A 17,582-nucleotide genomic window follows, 5' to 3' on the forward strand; every position below is an offset into this window, starting at 1 on the left:
CTAAGCCTTACAGCGCCGATGGTACTGCAGGGGGGACCCTGTGGGAGAGTAGGACGCCGCCGAACAATTATTCAAGGAGCTGGTCCCCGAACTTCGGTTCAGGGACCAGCTCTTTTTTGTTTTGCGTCACTTGGCGTTCACATTACGCGACGAGCATCCGCACCATGAGTACTGCTGCAATGCTCAGCGCCGCGGGTGTCCGAGCCGGTGACGAGGTCATCGTGTCGGCGTTCGGGAACGTCGAGGTCGCCGAGGCCGTGACGCAGGCCGGTGCGACGGCCGTGTTCGCCGACATAGACCCGGCGACGTACTGCCTCGACCCGAACGCGGTCGAAGGTGTCATAACTCCCCAGTCGGTGGCTCTGGTTGTCGTCCATCGCTTCGGCCGGTCGGCCGACATGGCGCGGCTGCGGTGGATGGGACAGCGGCACGGGCTCCTGGTTCTGGAGCAGGGCGAGTCCGAGGCACCGTACGACGAGATCGCGCAGCGTAGGGAGCGGGCCGCCTACCTTGACGGGCGGTTGAACGGTGTACGGACGCCCGACGGCGGTGACGGGCACACCTACCAGCAGTATGTCGTGCGGGTGCCGGGCAATGGACGGCCGGACCGGGACGCGTTCGCACGGGCCGTGCGAGCCAGGGGAGTTGAGTGCCGGGTGCCGGTGAAGACTCCCGTGCACCGCATGCCCGCATTCCGTCGGGACGTGCATCTGCCGGAGACCGAGCGGGCCGCGGACGAGACTCTGTCGCTGCCGGTCGACGCCTCTCTGACCAAGCGCGAGATGCAGCGGATAGTCTCCGCGTGCAACGCGCTCGGTGGATTGCTTCAGCCGGCCTTCTGACCCAATGAGCGTGGTTGGGAACATGCTTCTGTTCGGGGTATGATCTATTCCGTTGCCGCGAGGGAAACCTCGAAAAGGCAACTGGCCCCTATAGCTCAGTCGGCAGAGCGTCTCCATGGTAAGGAGAAGGTCAACGGTTCGATTCCGTTTGGGGGCTCCATCAAGAAAAGGCCTCCGCCCTTACGGGCGGGGGCCTTTCTCGTACCCCAAGGCGAAGTCGGGCCTCAGTCCTTGTGGAGGCCGGGAACCCGCATCGCCAGAATCGCCATGTCGTCGGAGGGGGCGTCGGACGCGAAGCGCTCGACGGCGCGCATGATGCGAGCGGCGACCGCGCCCGCCGTGAGGCCCGTGCACGTGGTGAGGACGTCCGTGAGACCGTCGTCGCCGAGCATGCGGGTCCCCTCGCGGCGCTCCGTGACGCCGTCCGTGACGCACAGCAGGACGTCGCCCGGATCCAGCGTGACCGTCTGCTCGTACAGCTCCAGGTCCTCCATGACGCCGAGTAGCGGCTGCGGTTCGGCGGCCGGTTCGACCGTGCCGTCCTGGCGCAGGCGCAGCGGGAGCGGGTGGCCTGCGCACACCACCTTCAGCAGGGCGCTGCCGTCCTCCTGGGGCCACAACTCGCCGTACAGAAGCGTCAGGAAACGGCTGCGGGCGCCCTCGTCGAGGATCGCGGAGTTCAGGCGCTCCAGGACGGCCGGGCCGCCGTAGCCCTCGCGGGCCAGCAGCCTGAGTGCGTGCCGGGCCAGTCCGGTGACCGCCGCTGCCTCCGGGCCCGTACCGCAGACGTCGCCGATGGCGAAGCCGTACGCGCCGTCGCGGATCGGGAAGAGGTCGTAGAAGTCGCCGCCGACCTCGTTGCCCTCGCCGGCCGCTCGGTAGATGACCTCGACCTCGACGCCCTCGATGTGGGGGAGTTCGGGGGGCAGGAGGCTGCGCTGGAGGGACTGGCTGATGGCCATGCGCTCCGAGTACAGGCGGGCGTTGTCCAGCGCCAGGGCGGCTCGGCGTGAAAGGTCTTCGGCCAACTCCAGGATCTCCTGGCGGAAGTGTTCGTCCGACGGCTTGCCGAGCGTCAGCATGCCGATGACGCGGTTGCGGGCGACCAGGGGGAGTACGACTGTCTCGCCGCCGACCGCCGAGGCCGTCGCCAGTGTCGTACCGATGCCGGAACTCACCGGCGGGGACTCGCCCAGGCCCAGGCTGCGCATGGACGTGCGCAGGGCGGCCTCGTGGGCCGCTTCGGCGGGTGCGGACCAGACGCGGGCGCCCGGGGTGGGGACCGGGTCGGGTGGGGCGATCTTGGAGAGCAACGCCTTGAGGCCGTCGATGCGTTCCTCGTCCTCGTGCAGGACGTAGGAGAGATACGGATCCGAGGCCTGGTCGGCGATCGTGTAGACGGCGCACCAGGTGGCCAGGGTCGGGACCGTCATCTGAGCCATGAGGGCCAGGGTCTGGTCGCGGTCCAGGGTGCCGGCGAGGAGGTCGGAGGCCTCCACGAGGAAGGACAGCGAGCCGCGGCGCAGGCGTTCCAGTTCGCCCAGTCGGGCCGATTCCACTGCCAGCGCGATGCGGTCGGCGGCGAACTGGAGGCGCAACGCCTCCTCGTTGGAGTATCTGCTGGGCGACTCGGCCGCGACGCCGAGCGAGCCGGTGAGGCGCCCCTCGACCTTCAGCGGGACCGTGACGACCGAGCGCATGCCGGTGCCGCCCAGCAGCGGGACGGCGCCGGGGACGACCGTCAGGTCCTCGTGTACGGCGGGCATACGGGCCGAGCCGTAGCGACCGGGGCCTGCTTCGACGGGGACGCGGGCGAAGCGCTGGCGGGCGGAGGGCAGGCCCGTCGAGGCTCGTACCTCCAACTCCGTTTCGTCGTCGGTCGCGAGGAGCAGGAAGGCGGAGTCGCCGTCGAGCATGTCGCGGGCGCGCTCCACCGTGCGCTGGAGGAGTCCGTCGAGGTCGTCGGGCGCGGGCGAGCCGATGAAGACCTCGAAGGGGTCGGAGGCCTGGCCCTCGGAGCTGGTGGTCGTGTCGGTGGCGTTGACGCGCAACGGGGTCTGCAGGACCGCGCGTTCGTGGTCGCGTACGAGAAGGCAGACCGTGGAGGGTTCGCCACCGGTGTCACGGACCCGAAGGTGTGAGGCGTAGACGGGGGTTACGCGCCCGTTGGCGCCGCGGATGCCGTAGCTGCCTTCCCAGCGGGAGAGTTGGAGGGCCTCGACGATGCCGGTGCTGGTGCCGGGGGTGTGCGGCCAGGCGGCGAGGTCGGTGAGCGGTTTGCCGGTGACGTGCTCGGCGGCGTACCCGAAGAGCTCCTCCGCGTCCTCGTTCCAGGCGTTGATGGCGCCGGCGCGGTCGATCTGGACGACCGCGACGCGGACGCGGCCGTCGGCGAGGGGGAGGAGATCGGCGGGGAGGGAGGGGCCGGCGGTGCGAGTGCCCACGGGACGCTCGGGGAGGATGAGCTGGAACCAGACCTGCTTGTGGGTGGGCGTGTACTCGACACCCCAGCGGCCGGCCAGCGCCGCGCACAGCTGGAGGCCGCGGCCGCCCTCGCGGTCGGGGCTGCCCATGTTCACAGCCGTCGCCTGGAGTGGAATTTCACGTTCCGGGTAGCGGTCTGCCACCTCGATGCGTACTCCGTCGTCGCTGCGCAGACAGAGAACGTCCGCGGAGGTGCCCGCATGCACAACGGCGTTGGTGACGAGTTCGCTGGTGAGGACCACGGCATCGTCGACGATGTCGGCGAAGCCCCAGCCCTGGAGGGTGTCACGGACAAAGGAGCGCGCGGTCGCGACCGATCGCCCCACGGGATCGAAACTGGCGGCCGCGCGCGCGGTGATCACAGAACTCCTTGTCCGGTTGTCGGCGTGCAGGGCTCCGTGGCCGACCCGCTCCTGCTGCGGCAGAGCGTGGTTCCCCGTCGGCCGGGGATCCTGGGGCGCTCCCCCAGGATGCAGTCCGGTGGTCATGGTGCGGCGCCCCTCCGATGCCTGCCCGCTCGTGCTTGTGCCACCGCCCAGGCCGGACGGGACCGGCACGGCTGGACAGCCGCATGCAAGGTTACTTACCTTCGCCGTCCATGCGGATGCCGGTCGCCTGTGTTTCCGTCCGGAGAGTGTGCGGACGATGTGCGAAGCTGCCGAACTGTTATGGCCTGGTTCAGCCAGGGTGAAACACTGGGCAAGCTCCAAGAGACGGTCCGGGCAGGCTGATGAGTGCCTTCCAGCACGCCGAGCAGAAGTACCCGAGTACGCCGAGCAGTAATGGTCGACCCTTGCGGGAGGGACACAGTGGAGTCTGGCGCAGCGACGCGGGGCACGAAGACGCGCGCGAAAGGCGGACAGTCCCTGAACAACGAGCGCACACCGCGCAATGGCACCACCGAGGTGGACACGGCGGCTCTGAACCGGCTGCTGGCGGCCCTGGTGTCGATGCGGGACGGCAACTTCCGCAAGCGGCTCACGGTTTCCGGCGACGGAGTGATGTCCGAGATCGCGGCGGTCTTCAATGAAGTGGCCGACCGCAATCTCCACCTTACGGGTGAGCTGTCGCGCGTACGTCGCATGGTGGGACGTGAGGGAAAACTCACGGAGCGGCTGGAGGCGGGCTCCTGCGAGGGCTCGTGGGCAGCGGCGATCGACGCCTCGAACGCGCTCGTCGACGATCTCGTACGGCCTGTCTCCGAGGTCGGCCGGGTGCTGTCCGCGGTCGCGGAGGGCGACCTGTCGCCCCGTATGGAGCTGCGGGCGCAGGCGGCCGACGGCAACGGGCATCCGCTGCGCGGGGAGTTCCTCAAGGTCGGACGGACGGTCAACAATCTGGTCGACCAGCTGTCGACGTTCACCGACGAGGTCACGCGGGTGGCCAGCGAGGTGGGCACCGAGGGCAAGCTGGGCGGGCAGGCGCGAGTGCGCGGGATGTCCGGTTCGTGGAAGGACCTCACGGATTCGGTCAACACCATGGCGTACCGGCTGACGGCCCAGGTACGTGACATCGCTCTCGTGACCACGGCGGTCGCCAAGGGTGACTTGTCCCGGAAGGTCACGGTTCACGTGGCCGGCGAGATGCTGGAACTCAAGAACACCGTCAACACGATGGTGGACCAGTTGTCCTCCTTCTCCTCCGAGGTGACGCGAGTCGCGCGCGAGGTGGGCACCGAGGGCGAGCTCGGCGGCCAGGCGCAGGTACCCGGTGTGGCCGGCGTGTGGAAGGACCTCACCGATTCGGTGAACCTCATGGCCGGAAACCTCACGGCCCAGGTGCGCGGGATCGCTCAGGTGACGACAGCGGTCGCGAGCGGTGACCTGTCGCAGAAGGTGACGGTTTCCGCACGCGGCGAGGTCGCGCAGCTCGCCGAGACGATCAATCAGATGACCGAGACGCTGCGGACGTTCGCCGACGAGGTCACGCGCGTGGCCAACGAGGTCGGCGGCGAGGGGCGGCTTGGCGGCCAGGCGAATGTGCCGGGTGCGGCGGGGACGTGGAAGGACCTGACGGATTCCGTCAACACGGTCTTCCGGAACCTCACGACTCAGGTGCGCGACATCGCCGCGGTGACCACGGCCGTGGCCAACGGTGACCTCTCCCAGAAGGTCACCGTCGATGTGGCCGGCGAGATGCTGGAGCTGAAGAACACCGTCAACACGATGGTCGACCAGCTGTCGTCGTTCGGTGCCGAGGTCACGCGCGTGGCGCGCGAGGTCGGTGTCGAGGGTGAACTGGGCGGCCAGGCGCAGGTGCCGGGTGCGGCGGGGACCTGGAAGGACCTGACGGACTCGGTCAACACGGCGTTCCGGAACCTCACCGGACAGGTGCGCAACATCGCGCAGGTGACGACAGCGGTCGCCAACGGCGATCTGTCGCAGAAGGTCACCGTCGATGTCTCCGGCGAGATGCTCCAGCTGAAGAACACCGTGAACACGATGGTGGACCAGCTCTCCTCGTTCGCCGACCAGGTGACCCGGATGGCCCGTGACGTGGGTACGGAGGGCCGCCTCGGTGGTCAGGCCCGCGTGGACGGCGTGTCCGGCACGTGGAAGGAACTCACCGACTCCGTCAACTTCATGGCGGGGAACCTGACTTCGCAGGTGCGGCAGATCGCGCAGGTCACGACGGCGGTGGCCCGGGGCGACCTGTCGCAGAAGATCGACGTGGACGCGCGCGGCGAGATCCTGGAGCTGAAGAACACCATCAACACGATGGTCGACCAGCTCTCCGCCTTCGCCGACCAGGTGACCCGGGTCGCCCGCGAGGTGGGTACCGAGGGCCGCCTCGGCGGTCAGGCGCAGGTGCCCGGCGTCGCCGGTGTGTGGCGCGACCTGACCGACTCCGTGAACGGCATGGCCGGCAACCTCACCGCCCAGGTGCGGAACATCGCGCAGGTCGCGACCGCGGTGGCCCGGGGCGACCTGTCGCAGAAGATCGACGTGGACGCGCGCGGCGAGATCCTGGAGCTGAAGAACACCCTCAACACCATGGTGGACCAGCTCTCGAACTTCGCCGAGCAGGTCACGCGGGTGGCCCGCGAGGTGGGTACGGAGGGCATGCTCGGCGGGCAGGCCGAGGTGCAGGGTGTCTCCGGCACCTGGAAGGACCTCACGCAGTCCGTGAACTTCATGGCCAACAACCTGACCATTCAGGTGCGCAACATCGCCGAGGTCACGACGGCGGTCGCCAAGGGCGACCTCTCGAAGAAGATCACCGTCGACGCCAAGGGCGAGATCCTCGAACTCGTCACCACCGTCAACACGATGGTCGACCAGCTGTCCAACTTCGCCGAGCAGGTGACCCGGGTGGCCCGCGAGGTGGGTACCGAGGGCAACCTGGGTGGTCAGGCGCGGGTGCCGGGTGTCACGGGCATCTGGAAGGACCTGAGCGACAACGTCAACGTGATGGCCAACAACCTGACCAACCAGGTGCGGAACATCTCGCAGGTCGCGACAGCGGTGGCCAACGGCGACCTCACCAAGAAGGTGACGGTCGAGGCGAGCGGCGAGGTCGCCCAGCTGGCCGACACCGTCAACACCATGGTGAAGACGCTGAGTTCGTTCGCCGACCAGGTCACCCGGGTGGCCCGCGAGGTGGGCACGGACGGCATCCTCGGCGGGCAGGCGCGCGTACCGGGCGTGTCCGGTACGTGGAAGGACCTCACCGAATCCGTGAACGGGATGGCGTCCAACCTGACCGGCCAGGTGCGCAACATCGCGATGGTCACCACGGCCATCGCCAAGGGCGACCTGACCAAGAAGATCGACATCGACGCCCGCGGCGAGATCCTGGAGCTGAAGACCACCATCAACACGATGGTCGACCAGCTGTCCTCCTTCGCCGAGGAGGTCACCCGAGTGGCCCGCGAGGTGGGCACCGAGGGGCAGTTGGGCGGCCAGGCGCGCGTGCGGGACGTCGACGGCACCTGGCGGGACCTCACCGAGTCGGTGAACGAGATGGCCGGGAACCTGACCCGGCAGGTACGTGCCATCGCGCGCGTGGCGACCGCGGTGACCCGCGGCGACCTGAACCTGAAGATCGACGTGGACGCCTCCGGCGAGATCCAGGAACTTCAGGACTACATCAACAAGATGATCGCCAACCTGCGCGACACCACCATCGCCAACAAGGAGCAGGACTGGCTCAAGGGCAACCTCGCCCGTATCTCGGCGCTGATGCAGGGGCGGCGCGACCTCGACGACGTGGCCTCGCTGATCATGAGCGAGCTGACGCCGGTCGTCTCCGCGCAGCACGGTGCGTTCTTCCTCTCCATGCCACTGGTCGACGGCAAGGAGGCGAGCGGTCACGAGGACGCGTACGAGCTGCGCATGCTCGGGTCGTACGGCTACTCGATGGGCTCCATGCCGACCTCCTTCCGGCCCGGTGAGGCGCTGATCGGGACGGCGGCCCAGGAGAAGCGCACGATTCTTGTGGAGAACGCGCCGAGCGGCTATCTGAAGATCTCCTCCGGACTCGGCGAGGCGCCTCCGGCGCAGGTCATCGTGCTTCCGGTGCTCTTCGAGGGGACCGTGCTCGGCGTCATCGAACTGGCGTCGTTCACGCCCTTCACGCAGATCCAGAAGGACTTCCTGAACCAGATCGCCGAGATGATCGCGACGAGCGTCAACACCATCTCCGTCAACACCAAGACGGAGGTGCTGCTCCGGCAGTCGCAGGAGCTCACCGAGCAACTGCGGGAGCGTTCGGCGGAGTTGGAGAGCCGGCAGAAGGCGCTCCAGGACTCGAACGCGGAACTTGAGGAGAAGGCCGAGCTGCTGGCCCAGCAGAACCGCGACATCGAGGTCAAGAACACCGAGATCGAGGAGGCCCGCCAGGTCCTGGAGGAGCGCGCCGAGCAGCTCGCGGTCTCCATGCGCTACAAGAGCGAGTTCCTGGCGAACATGTCGCACGAGCTGCGTACGCCGCTCAACTCCCTGCTCATCCTGGCCAAGTTGCTCGCCGACAACGCGGACACGAACCTCACTCCGAAGCAGGTCGAGTTCGCCGAGACGATCCACGGCGCGGGTTCCGACCTGCTCCAGCTGATCAACGACATCCTCGACCTGTCGAAGGTCGAGGCCGGCAAGATGGACGTGTCGCCGACCCGCATCGCGCTCGTCCAGCTCGTCGACTACGTGGAGGCCACCTTCCGCCCGCTGACCGCGGAGAAGGGTCTCGACTTCTCCGTACGGGTCTCGCCGGAACTGCCCGCCACGCTGCACACCGACGAGCAGCGGCTGCTCCAGGTGCTGCGGAACCTGCTCTCCAACGCGGTGAAGTTCACCGACTCCGGAGCGGTCGAATTGGTGATCCGGCCCGCTGGTGCGGACGTTCCGGTGGCCATCCGGGAGCAGCTCCTGGAGTCCGGTTCGCTGCGGGACGCGGACGCCGATCTGATCGCGTTCTCCGTGACGGACACCGGCATCGGGATCGCGGCCAGCAAGATGCGGGTCATTTTCGAGGCCTTCAAGCAGGCGGACGGCACGACGAGCCGCAAGTACGGCGGTACGGGTCTGGGGCTGTCCATCTCGCGGGAGATCGCGCGGCTGCTGGGCGGTGAGATCCACGCGCAGAGCGAGCCGGGACGCGGCTCGACGTTCACGCTGTATTTGCCGCTGCACCCGAGCGAACTGCCGCCGCAGGGCTACGGGCAGCTCGCGCCGGCGCTGGAGGCCGGGGAGCTGCTGGCCTCCGAGGCGGAGCTGTCCGGTGCCGGCATCGAGACGCCGGCCGAGGTGAAGTCGTACCAGGAGACGCAGAATGGGCCCGCCGCGCTCTTCAGGAGGCGCCGCAGGGCGGTGTCAGCGGTCGAGCAGCGCGGCGCGCTGCCGGGGCAGCCGAACGGCGCCGCGGGGACGGCTCAGGAGCAGTGGGCGGCCGCGGGCCGGCAGGACGCGGAGTCGCAGCCGCGCCGCGGCATCCGGTTCGAGGGCGAGAAGGTGCTGATCGTCGACGACGACATCCGCAATGTGTTCGCGCTGACCAGCGTCCTCGAGCAGCACGGACTTTCGGTGCTGTACGCCGAGAACGGCCGCGAGGGCATCGAAGTCCTGGAGCAGCACGATGATGTGACGGTTGTCCTGATGGACATCATGATGCCCGAGATGGACGGCTATGCCACAACGACGGCGATTCGCCGGATGCCGCAGTTCGCCGGGCTGCCGATCATCGCGCTCACGGCGAAGGCGATGAAGGGCGACCGGGAGAAGGCCATCGAGTCGGGTGCCTCCGACTACGTGACGAAACCGGTCGATCCCGATCACCTGCTCTCCGTGATGGAGCAGTGGATGCGTGAGGAGTGACGGACTCATGTCCGGCGAGCCGGTCGTTACGCGGTGTCAGCGACCGGAGCGCCGGGCGTGCGCGCCGAACCAGTGGCGCGACGGGCCCGACGTCGGATAACTGACTGTGGCCGAAGCCGTGTAGAAGCGCGGGATTCGGGGAACCTTCTGGTCTCCCGCTACGTTTCTGCTACGTGCACAGTGACATCGCGGTGACAGGGTGTGGCGACAGGCGGGGTGCGGCTACCATGACCGGCACAAGGACGGGCGGCGCAAGGGAGTCGTCCCCTGGGGATGCGCCCGGTGCTTCCCCAAGTCCTGCGGACAGGGGAGGCCCCATGCCGGGGCGAGGAGGGCGGGCCATGGTGCAGAAGGCCAAGATCCTCCTGGTCGATGACCGGCCGGAGAATCTGTTGGCGCTGGAGGCGATCCTCTCCGCGCTCGATCAGACACTGGTGCGGGCATCGTCCGGGGAGGAAGCGCTCAAAGCACTGCTCACGGACGACTTCGCGGTCATTCTGCTGGACGTCCAGATGCCGGGGATGGACGGTTTCGAAACCGCCGCGCACATCAAGCGGCGAGAACGGACCCGGGACATCCCGATCATCTTCCTCACCGCGATCAACCACGGCCCGCACCACACCTTCCGGGGGTACGCGGCGGGTGCGGTGGACTACATCTCCAAGCCCTTCGACCCATGGGTGCTGCGCGCCAAGGTCTCCGTCTTCGTCGAGCTCTACATGAAGAACTGCCAACTCCGGGAGCAGGCGGCCCTGCTGCGGCTCCAGCTGGAGGGCGGCGGCAAGGCGGCGCTCGGCGACACCAAGGAGCCCGCCGGACTTCTCGCCGAACTCTCCGCGCGGCTCGCGGCCGTTGAGGAGCAGGCCGAGGCGCTGTCCAAGCAGCTCGACGACGACTCGGCCGACGCGGCGGCGGTGGCGACCGCGGCCCATCTCGAACGCAAACTCACGGGATTGCGCAGGGCGCTGGACGCGCTGGAACCGGGCACGGGGAGCGGGGCGCCTTCGGTGCCGTCGCAGAACTGAGCACTGCTCCAGCGGAAGTGAGTGCTGCTCCGCCAGAACTATGCTCCGCCCCGGCAGAACTGTGCTCCGCTCCGGCAGAACTGGGCGCTCCAGTCGCGGAACTCGGCGCCCTCGAACGCTACGTCCCGCGTGAGTCGGCGTCAGTTTCCGTCCTCGGCAAGGGCGACACGAACGGGTGAAGCACTGGGCACACGTGTCCGCTGTCGTCTCCACCGGTAACCTCACACACATGGCCTCACGTCAGTCCGCAGCCAAGAAGCCGCCCGCGAAGAAGGCGGCCGCTCCGACGAAGGCTCCGGCGAAGAAGGCCCCCGCGAAAAAGGCAGCCGCCAAGAAGGCGCCCGCCAAGAAGACCGCGGCGAAGAAGGCCGCTCCCGCGCCGGCGCCCAACCCGACCGCGGGCGTGTACAAACTCGTACGCGCCGTGTGGCTGGGCCTCGCGCACGCCGTCGGAGCGATGTTCCGCGGCATAGGGCGGGGCGCGAAGGGACTCGACCCGGCGCACCGCAAGGACGGTCTCGCGCTCCTGCTGCTCGGCCTCGCGCTGATCGTCGCGGCGGGTACGTGGTCCAACCTGCGGGGCCCCGTGGGTGACCTCGTCGAGTTGCTGGTGACCGGCGCCTTCGGCCGCCTCGACCTGCTCGTTCCGATACTGCTCGGCGTCATCGCGACCCGGCTCATCCGGCACCCCGAGAAGCCCGAGGCCAACGGCCGCATCGTGATCGGCCTGTCCGCGCTCGTGATCGGCGTGCTCGGCCAGGTCCACATCGCGTGCGGGGCGCCCGCGCGCAGCGACGGCATGCAGGCGATAAGGGACGCCGGCGGACTCATCGGCTGGGGCGCGTCCACCCCGCTGACGTACACGATGGGCGACGTCCTGGCGGTACCGCTCCTCGTACTGCTCACGATCTTCGGGCTGCTGGTCGTCACGGCGACCCCGGTCAACGCGATTCCGCAGCGGCTGAGACTCCTGGGGCAGAAGCTGGGCATCGTCCAGGCCGACGTCGACGAGGATGAGTTCGGCGAGGACGACGAGCGTTACGACGAGCAGTGGCGCGAGGCGCTCCCCTCGCGCTCCCGGAGGCGCTCGCGCGCCCCCGAGGGGTACGACCCCGACAGTGCCGAGCAGGAGGCGCTCACCAAGCGCCGGAGCCGCCCCAGGCGGCCCGCGGTGCAGCAACCCGACATGCATCGGCCGATGGACGCGGTGGATGTCGCCGCGGCCGCCGCTGCCGCGCTCGACGGTGCCGTCCTGCACGGCATGCCGCCCTCGCCGCTGGTCGCCGATCTGACGCAGGGCGTCTCCGTGGAGCGCGACGGGTACGAGGAGACGACGCCGGTACCGGCCGCGCGCTCCAAGAGCGCCAAGCCGCCCAAGCAGGAGGCCCTGCCGGTCGAGACCGTCGTGCCCGACCTCACCAAGGCCGCGCCCGACGAGCCGCGCGAGCTGCCCCCACGCGCCGAGCAGCTCCAGCTGTCCGGCGACATCACCTACGCTCTGCCATCGCTCGACCTGCTGGAGCGCGGCGGCCCCGGCAAGACGCGCAGCGCCGCCAACGACGCTGTGGTCGCCTCGCTCCAGAACGTCTTCATGGAGTTCAAGGTCGACGCCGCCGTCACCGGCTTCACCCGCGGTCCGACGGTCACGCGCTACGAGGTCGAGCTCGGCCCCGCCGTGAAGGTCGAGCGGATCACGGCGCTCACCAAGAACATCGCGTACGCCGTCGCCAGTCCCGACGTGCGGATCATCAGCCCGATCCCCGGCAAGTCGGCGGTCGGCATCGAGATCCCGAACACCGACCGCGAGATGGTCAACCTCGGCGACGTGCTGCGGCTCGCGGACGCGGCCGAGGACGACCACCCGATGCTGGTCGCGCTCGGCAAGGACGTCGAGGGCGGCTATGTGATGGCCAACCTCGCGAAGATGCCCCACGTACTCGTCGCCGGAGCCACCGGTTCCGGTAAATCCTCGTGCATCAACTGCCTGATCACGTCCGTCATGGTCCGCGCGACCCCCGACGACGTCCGCATGGTCCTCGTCGACCCCAAGCGGGTCGAGCTGACCGCGTACGAGGGCATCCCGCACCTCATCACGCCGATCATCACCAACCCCAAGCGGGCCGCCGAGGCGCTGCAGTGGGTCGTACGGGAGATGGATCTGCGCTACGACGACCTCGCGGCGTTCGGCTACCGGCACATCGACGACTTCAACGAGGCCATCAGGAACGGCAAGGTGAAGCTGCCCGAGGGCAGCGAGCGTGAGCTTTCGCCGTACCCGTACCTGCTGGTGATCGTCGACGAGCTGGCGGACCTGATGATGGTCGCGCCGCGCGACGTCGAGGACGCGATCGTGCGTATCACGCAGCTCGCGCGTGCGGCCGGCATCCACCTGGTGCTCGCCACGCAGCGACCCTCCGTCGATGTCGTCACCGGTCTGATCAAGGCGAACGTGCCCTCCAGGCTCGCGTTCGCCACCTCCTCGCTCGCCGACAGCCGGGTCATCCTCGACCAGCCGGGTGCCGAGAAGCTGATCGGCAAGGGAGACGGGCTCTTCCTGCCGATGGGGGCCAACAAGCCGACCCGTATGCAGGGCGCCTTCGTCACCGAGGACGAGGTCGCGGCGATCGTCCAGCACTGCAAGGACCAGATGGCGCCGGTCTTCCGGGACGACGTCACCGTGGGCAGCAAGCAGAAGAAGGAGATCGACGAGGACATCGGCGACGACCTCGATCTGCTGTGCGCCGCCGCCGAGCTGGTCGTCACCTCCCAGTTCGGGTCCACCTCGATGCTCCAGCGCAAGCTGCGTGTCGGATTCGCCAAGGCCGGACGGCTGATGGACCTCATGGAGTCCCGCGGCATCGTCGGTCCCAGCGAGGGCTCCAAGGCACGTGACGTTCTTGTGAAGGCCGACGAGCTGGATGGAGTGCTCGCCGTGATTCGTGGGGAAGCTGAAGCGTAAGGAAAACGGGACAGGTCGGTCACGCCACGGGTGAGTCGGCGGCAATAAAATAATCGAACGTGACTCACCCGTAAGTGATCGGCAGGCAACCGTTTCCCGTCGTCGTACGTCAAGTTGAGCGAGGGGACACGTACATGTCCCAGCATCAGGATGACCGGCCATTCTGATGGCGTACAAAGTGCTACCGCCCGGTTGCCCCACCCTTTCGTACCCCCCCTAGACTGAACCTCCAGCACAGGTGGCTACACGCTCGAAAGGCGCCCCCGTGTCCATCGGCAACTCCCCTGACGGCAACTCCCCTGAAGACGAGCGTCCGTTCGAAGACGACCGCGCAGCCGAGGAAAATTCGATCGGCCGTGCCCTGCGGCAGGCACGCGTCGAAGCCGGGCTGACCGTCGACGACGTCAGCAACGCCACCCGGGTCCGCATCGCCATCGTCCAAGCGATCGAGCACGACGACTTCGCTCCCTGCGGCGGCGACGTCTACGCGCGCGGTCACATCCGGACCCTGGCACGCGCCGTGCATCTCGATCCGGCCCCGCTGCTCGCCCGCTACGACGCCGAGCACGGCGGGCGCCCCGCACCGACGCCGGCCGCCCCGCTCTTCGAGGCGGAACGTATCCGCCCCGAGCGGCGCGGGCCGAACTGGACGGCTGCCATGGTCGCCGCGATCGTCGCGGTGATCGGCTTCGTCGGATTCACCGTGGTCAAGGGCAGCGACAGCGGGGACGACACGAAGACGCGGGTCGCCGAGGGGTCCACGCCGACCACCAGCAAGCCCGTGAAGACCAAGCCGACCGAGACCAAGCCCGCCGACCCGAAGCCGGACCCGTCCGACAGCGCCATCGCGGCCGCCCCGCAGGACAAGGTGACCGTGCAGGTCAGCGCCGCGGACGGACGCAGCTGGATCTCCGCGAAGGACCACAACGGCCGCATGCTCTTCGACGGGCTGCTGAAGCAGGGCGAGTCCAAGACCTTCCAGGACAGCTCGAAGATCAACCTCATCCTCGGTGACGCCGGCGCGATCCAGCTGTACGTGAACGGCAAGAAGATCGAGGACGACTTCCAGCCCGGCGCGGTCGAGCGCCTCACGTATACAAAGGGCGACCCCCAGGTCGGATAACGGTCCCAAGGGGTATGCCGGTACGGGGTTGGCCAAGATCGGCCAACCCCGTCGACGTGGGCTGTCAGTGAGACAAAGTAGTCTTGAGCCCATGCCTGAACGCCGTACCGTCGCACTCGTCACCCTTGGCTGCGCCCGTAACGAGGTGGACTCGGAGGAGCTCGCAGGCCGCTTGGAGGCGGACGGCTGGCACCTCGTGGAGGACGCCGAGGAAGCGGACGTCGCCGTCGTCAACACCTGTGGCTTTGTCGAGGCCGCCAAGAAGGACTCCGTCGACGCCCTCCTCGAAGCAAATGACCTCAAGGGACATGGCAGAACCCAGGCCGTCGTGGCGGTGGGCTGCATGGCCGAGCGGTACGGCAAGGAGCTCGCCGAAGCGCTGCCCGAGGCCGACGGCGTGCTCGGCTTCGACGACTACGCCGACATCTCCGACCGCCTCCAGACCATTCTGAACGGCGGCATCCACGCCTCCCACACCCCGCGCGACCGGCGCAAGCTGCTGCCGATCAGCCCGGCCGAGCGGCAGAGCGCAGGCGAGGAAGTGGCCCTTCCCGGTCACGGTGCTCCCTCGGACCTCCCCGAGGGCGTGGCCCCGGTGTCAGGCCCCCGCGCGCCGCTGCGGCGCCGCCTCGACGGCTCGCCCGTGGCCTCGGTGAAGCTCGCCTCGGGCTGCGACCGGCGCTGCTCCTTCTGCGCCATCCCGTCCTTCCGCGGCTCGTTCATCTCGCGCCGCCCCAGCGACGTGCTGAACGAAGCCCGCTGGCTTGCCGAGCAGGGCGTCAAGGAGATCATGCTGGTCTCCGAGAACAACACCTCGTACGGCAAGGACCTGGGCGACATCCGTCTCCTGGAGACCCTGCTGCCGGAGCTCGCCGAGATCGACGGCGTCGAGCGCGTGCGGGTCAGCTATCTGCAGCCGGCCGAGATGCGCCCCGGACTCATCGACGCCCTGACCTCGACGCCGAACATCGCGCCCTACTTCGACCTGTCCTTCCAGCACTCCGCGCCCGACGTGCTGCGCTCCATGCGGCGCTTCGGCGACACCGACCGCTTCCTGGAGCTGCTGGACACCATCCGTGCCAAGGCCCCGCAGGCCGGCGTGCGGTCCAACTTCATCGTGGGCTTCCCCGGCGAGACCGAGGCCGATCTGGCGGAGCTGGAGCGCTTCCTCACGGGTGCGCGCCTCGATGCGATCGGTGTCTTCGGGTACTCCGACGAGGAGGGCACCGAGGCGGCGACGTACGAGAACAAGCTCGACGAGGACATCGTCGCCGAGCGCCTCGCGCGTGTGTCCCGGCTCGCCGAGGAGCTGGTCGCGCAGCGCGCCGAGGAGCGCGTCGGCGAGACCGTGTACGTGCTCGTCGAGTCGATCGACGACGAGGAGGGCGCGGTCGGCCGCGCCGCCCATCAGGCGCCCGAGACGGACGGCCAGGTGCTGTTCACCAGCCGCGAGGGCTTGACCGTCGGCCGTATCGTCGAGGCCAAGGTGGTTGGTACGGAAGGTGTCGACCTGGTGGCCGAGCCGCTCCTGGGCTCGCTCCCGTGTGCTGAGGAGGCGGCCAGATGACCGGAGTCCCGGCATCCGCGGCGGGCGGCTCCCCCAGCGCGAAAGGTGCGGCGGGCGCTCCCGGCGCTCCGGGGGGCGCGAAGCCGGCGCGGGGCGGGAAGCTGGGCGCTGCGGCCGTCAACCAGGCCAGCCTCTGGAACATCGCCAACATCCTGACCATGATCCGGCTCGTCCTCGTGCCGGGCTTCGTAGCGCTGATGCTGGCCGACGGCGGGTACGACCCCGCCATGCGCGCATGGGCCTGGGCGGCCTTCGCCGTCGCCATGATCACCGACATCTTCGACGGCCATCTGGCGCGCACGTACAACCTGGTCACCGACTTCGGGAAGATCGCCGACCCCATCGCCGACAAGGCGATCATGGGAGCGGCCCTGATCTGTCTGTCCTACCTCGGCGATCTGCCCTGGTGGGTGACGGGCGTGATTCTCGGGCGCGAGCTCGGTATCACGCTGCTGCGCTTCCTGGTGATCCGTTACGGGGTCATCCCGGCGAGTCGTGGCGGCAAGATGAAGACGCTGGCCCAGGGCGCGGCCGTCGGGATGTACGTTCTGGCGCTGACGGGGCCGCTGGCCACCCTGAGGTTCTGGGTGATGGCCGTGGCAGTCGTCCTGACCGTGGTCACCGGGCTCGACTATGTGAGACAGGCCATTGTGCTGCGCAGGCGCGGAATCGCCGAGCGGCGGCCGGCGGCCGAGGAGGCGGAGCGGTGAATTCCCTGGCCACTGAAGTGCTGCGACTACTCATGGTGAGGGGCGAGACGCTCGCCGTCGCCGAGTCGCTCACCGGTGGTCTGGTGGCGGCGGAGATCACCGCGACGCCGGGTGCCTCCAAGGTCTTCCGCGGCTCCGTGACCGCGTACGCCACTGAGCTCAAGCACGAGCTGCTCGGTGTCGACGCCACTCTGCTGGCGGAGCGCGGTGCGGTGGATCCGCAGGTCGCGGCTCAGATGGCGGTCGGGGTGCGCAAGGCTCTCGGAGCGGACTGGGGGATCGCGACCACGGGCGTCGCCGGTCCCGAACCCCAGGACGGGCAGCCGGTGGGCACGGTCTTCGTGGCCGTCGACGGGCCGTTCCCAGCATCTTTTCATCCTGCCGGTGGCGGGAAAGTGATACCGCTGAGGTTGAACGGCGACCGGGCGGAAATCCGTATGGAGAGTGTACGGAGCGTACTCGCACTGCTCCTGAAGGGGCTTGCGAGCGAACAGACTGGGAATGAGCGGGCACAGGATACGGAACAGAACGGGGGGTTTTGATGTTTGCAGCCCTGAGTGAACA

General features: G+C 68.5%; 9 protein-coding genes, 1 tRNA gene and 1 rRNA gene. 10 read left to right on the forward strand and 1 reads right to left on the reverse strand.

Annotated elements, in window-relative coordinates; genetic code table 11:
* The 3 genes from rrf to IEY95_RS23865 all read left to right on the forward strand — a co-directional run.
* Positions 1 to 65, forward strand: a 5S ribosomal RNA gene (gene rrf, locus IEY95_RS51075); the annotation flags it as partial.
* A 114-nt stretch (positions 66 to 179) separates the two neighbouring features.
* Positions 180 to 842, forward strand: coding sequence for a DegT/DnrJ/EryC1/StrS family aminotransferase (locus IEY95_RS23860; RefSeq protein ID WP_229703348.1), 663 nt, complete (start codon positions 180 to 182; stop codon positions 840 to 842).
* Positions 843 to 926: 84 nt separating this feature from the next.
* Positions 927 to 1,002: transfer RNA gene (locus IEY95_RS23865), tRNA-Thr, on the forward strand.
* Positions 1,003 to 1,066: 64 nt separating this feature from the next.
* Here the strand turns inward: IEY95_RS23865 and IEY95_RS23870 are convergent.
* The gene (locus IEY95_RS23870) at positions 1,067 to 3,814 is read right to left on the reverse strand and encodes a SpoIIE family protein phosphatase (RefSeq protein ID WP_189188161.1); all 2,748 of its coding nucleotides are present in this window, start codon (positions 3,812 to 3,814) and stop codon (positions 1,067 to 1,069) included.
* A 321-nt stretch (positions 3,815 to 4,135) separates the two neighbouring features.
* On the opposite strand from IEY95_RS23870, the gene IEY95_RS23875 reads away from it, so the two are divergent.
* The 7 genes from IEY95_RS23875 to IEY95_RS23905 all read left to right on the forward strand — a co-directional run bounded on the left by IEY95_RS23875 (position 4,136) and on the right by IEY95_RS23905 (position 17,560).
* Positions 4,136 to 9,634 (forward strand): HAMP domain-containing protein, encoded by a 5,499-nt coding sequence (locus IEY95_RS23875; protein ID WP_189188162.1) that lies wholly within the window; start codon positions 4,136 to 4,138, stop codon positions 9,632 to 9,634.
* A 341-nt stretch (positions 9,635 to 9,975) separates the two neighbouring features.
* Complete coding sequence (locus IEY95_RS23880) at positions 9,976 to 10,659, forward strand: response regulator (RefSeq protein WP_189188163.1); 684 nt, start codon at positions 9,976 to 9,978, stop codon at positions 10,657 to 10,659.
* 229 nt (positions 10,660 to 10,888) lie between these two features.
* The gene (locus IEY95_RS23885; RefSeq protein WP_229703272.1) at positions 10,889 to 13,618 is read left to right on the forward strand and encodes a DNA translocase FtsK; all 2,730 of its coding nucleotides are present in this window, start codon (positions 10,889 to 10,891) and stop codon (positions 13,616 to 13,618) included.
* Between the two features lie 265 nt (positions 13,619 to 13,883).
* On the forward strand, positions 13,884 to 14,741 hold the full coding sequence (locus IEY95_RS23890; RefSeq protein WP_189188165.1) for a helix-turn-helix domain-containing protein: 858 nt from the start codon (positions 13,884 to 13,886) through the stop codon (positions 14,739 to 14,741).
* A gap of 91 nt (positions 14,742 to 14,832) precedes the next feature.
* Positions 14,833 to 16,308, forward strand: coding sequence for a 30S ribosomal protein S12 methylthiotransferase RimO (rimO, locus tag IEY95_RS23895; RefSeq protein WP_189188166.1), 1,476 nt, complete (start codon positions 14,833 to 14,835; stop codon positions 16,306 to 16,308).
* Positions 16,305 to 17,018, forward strand: coding sequence for a CDP-diacylglycerol--glycerol-3-phosphate 3-phosphatidyltransferase (pgsA, locus tag IEY95_RS23900; protein WP_189188167.1), 714 nt, complete (start codon positions 16,305 to 16,307; stop codon positions 17,016 to 17,018). Before rimO ends, pgsA begins: the two co-directional genes overlap by 4 nt.
* Positions 17,015 to 17,560 (forward strand): CinA family protein, encoded by a 546-nt coding sequence (locus tag IEY95_RS23905; protein ID WP_189188168.1) that lies wholly within the window; start codon positions 17,015 to 17,017, stop codon positions 17,558 to 17,560. Before pgsA ends, IEY95_RS23905 begins: the two co-directional genes overlap by 4 nt.
* Positions 17,561 to 17,582 lie beyond the last annotated feature (22 nt).

It is taken from the genome of Streptomyces albiflavescens, from assembly GCF_014645835.1.
GTDB lineage: Bacteria > Actinomycetota > Actinomycetes > Streptomycetales > Streptomycetaceae > Streptomyces > Streptomyces albiflavescens.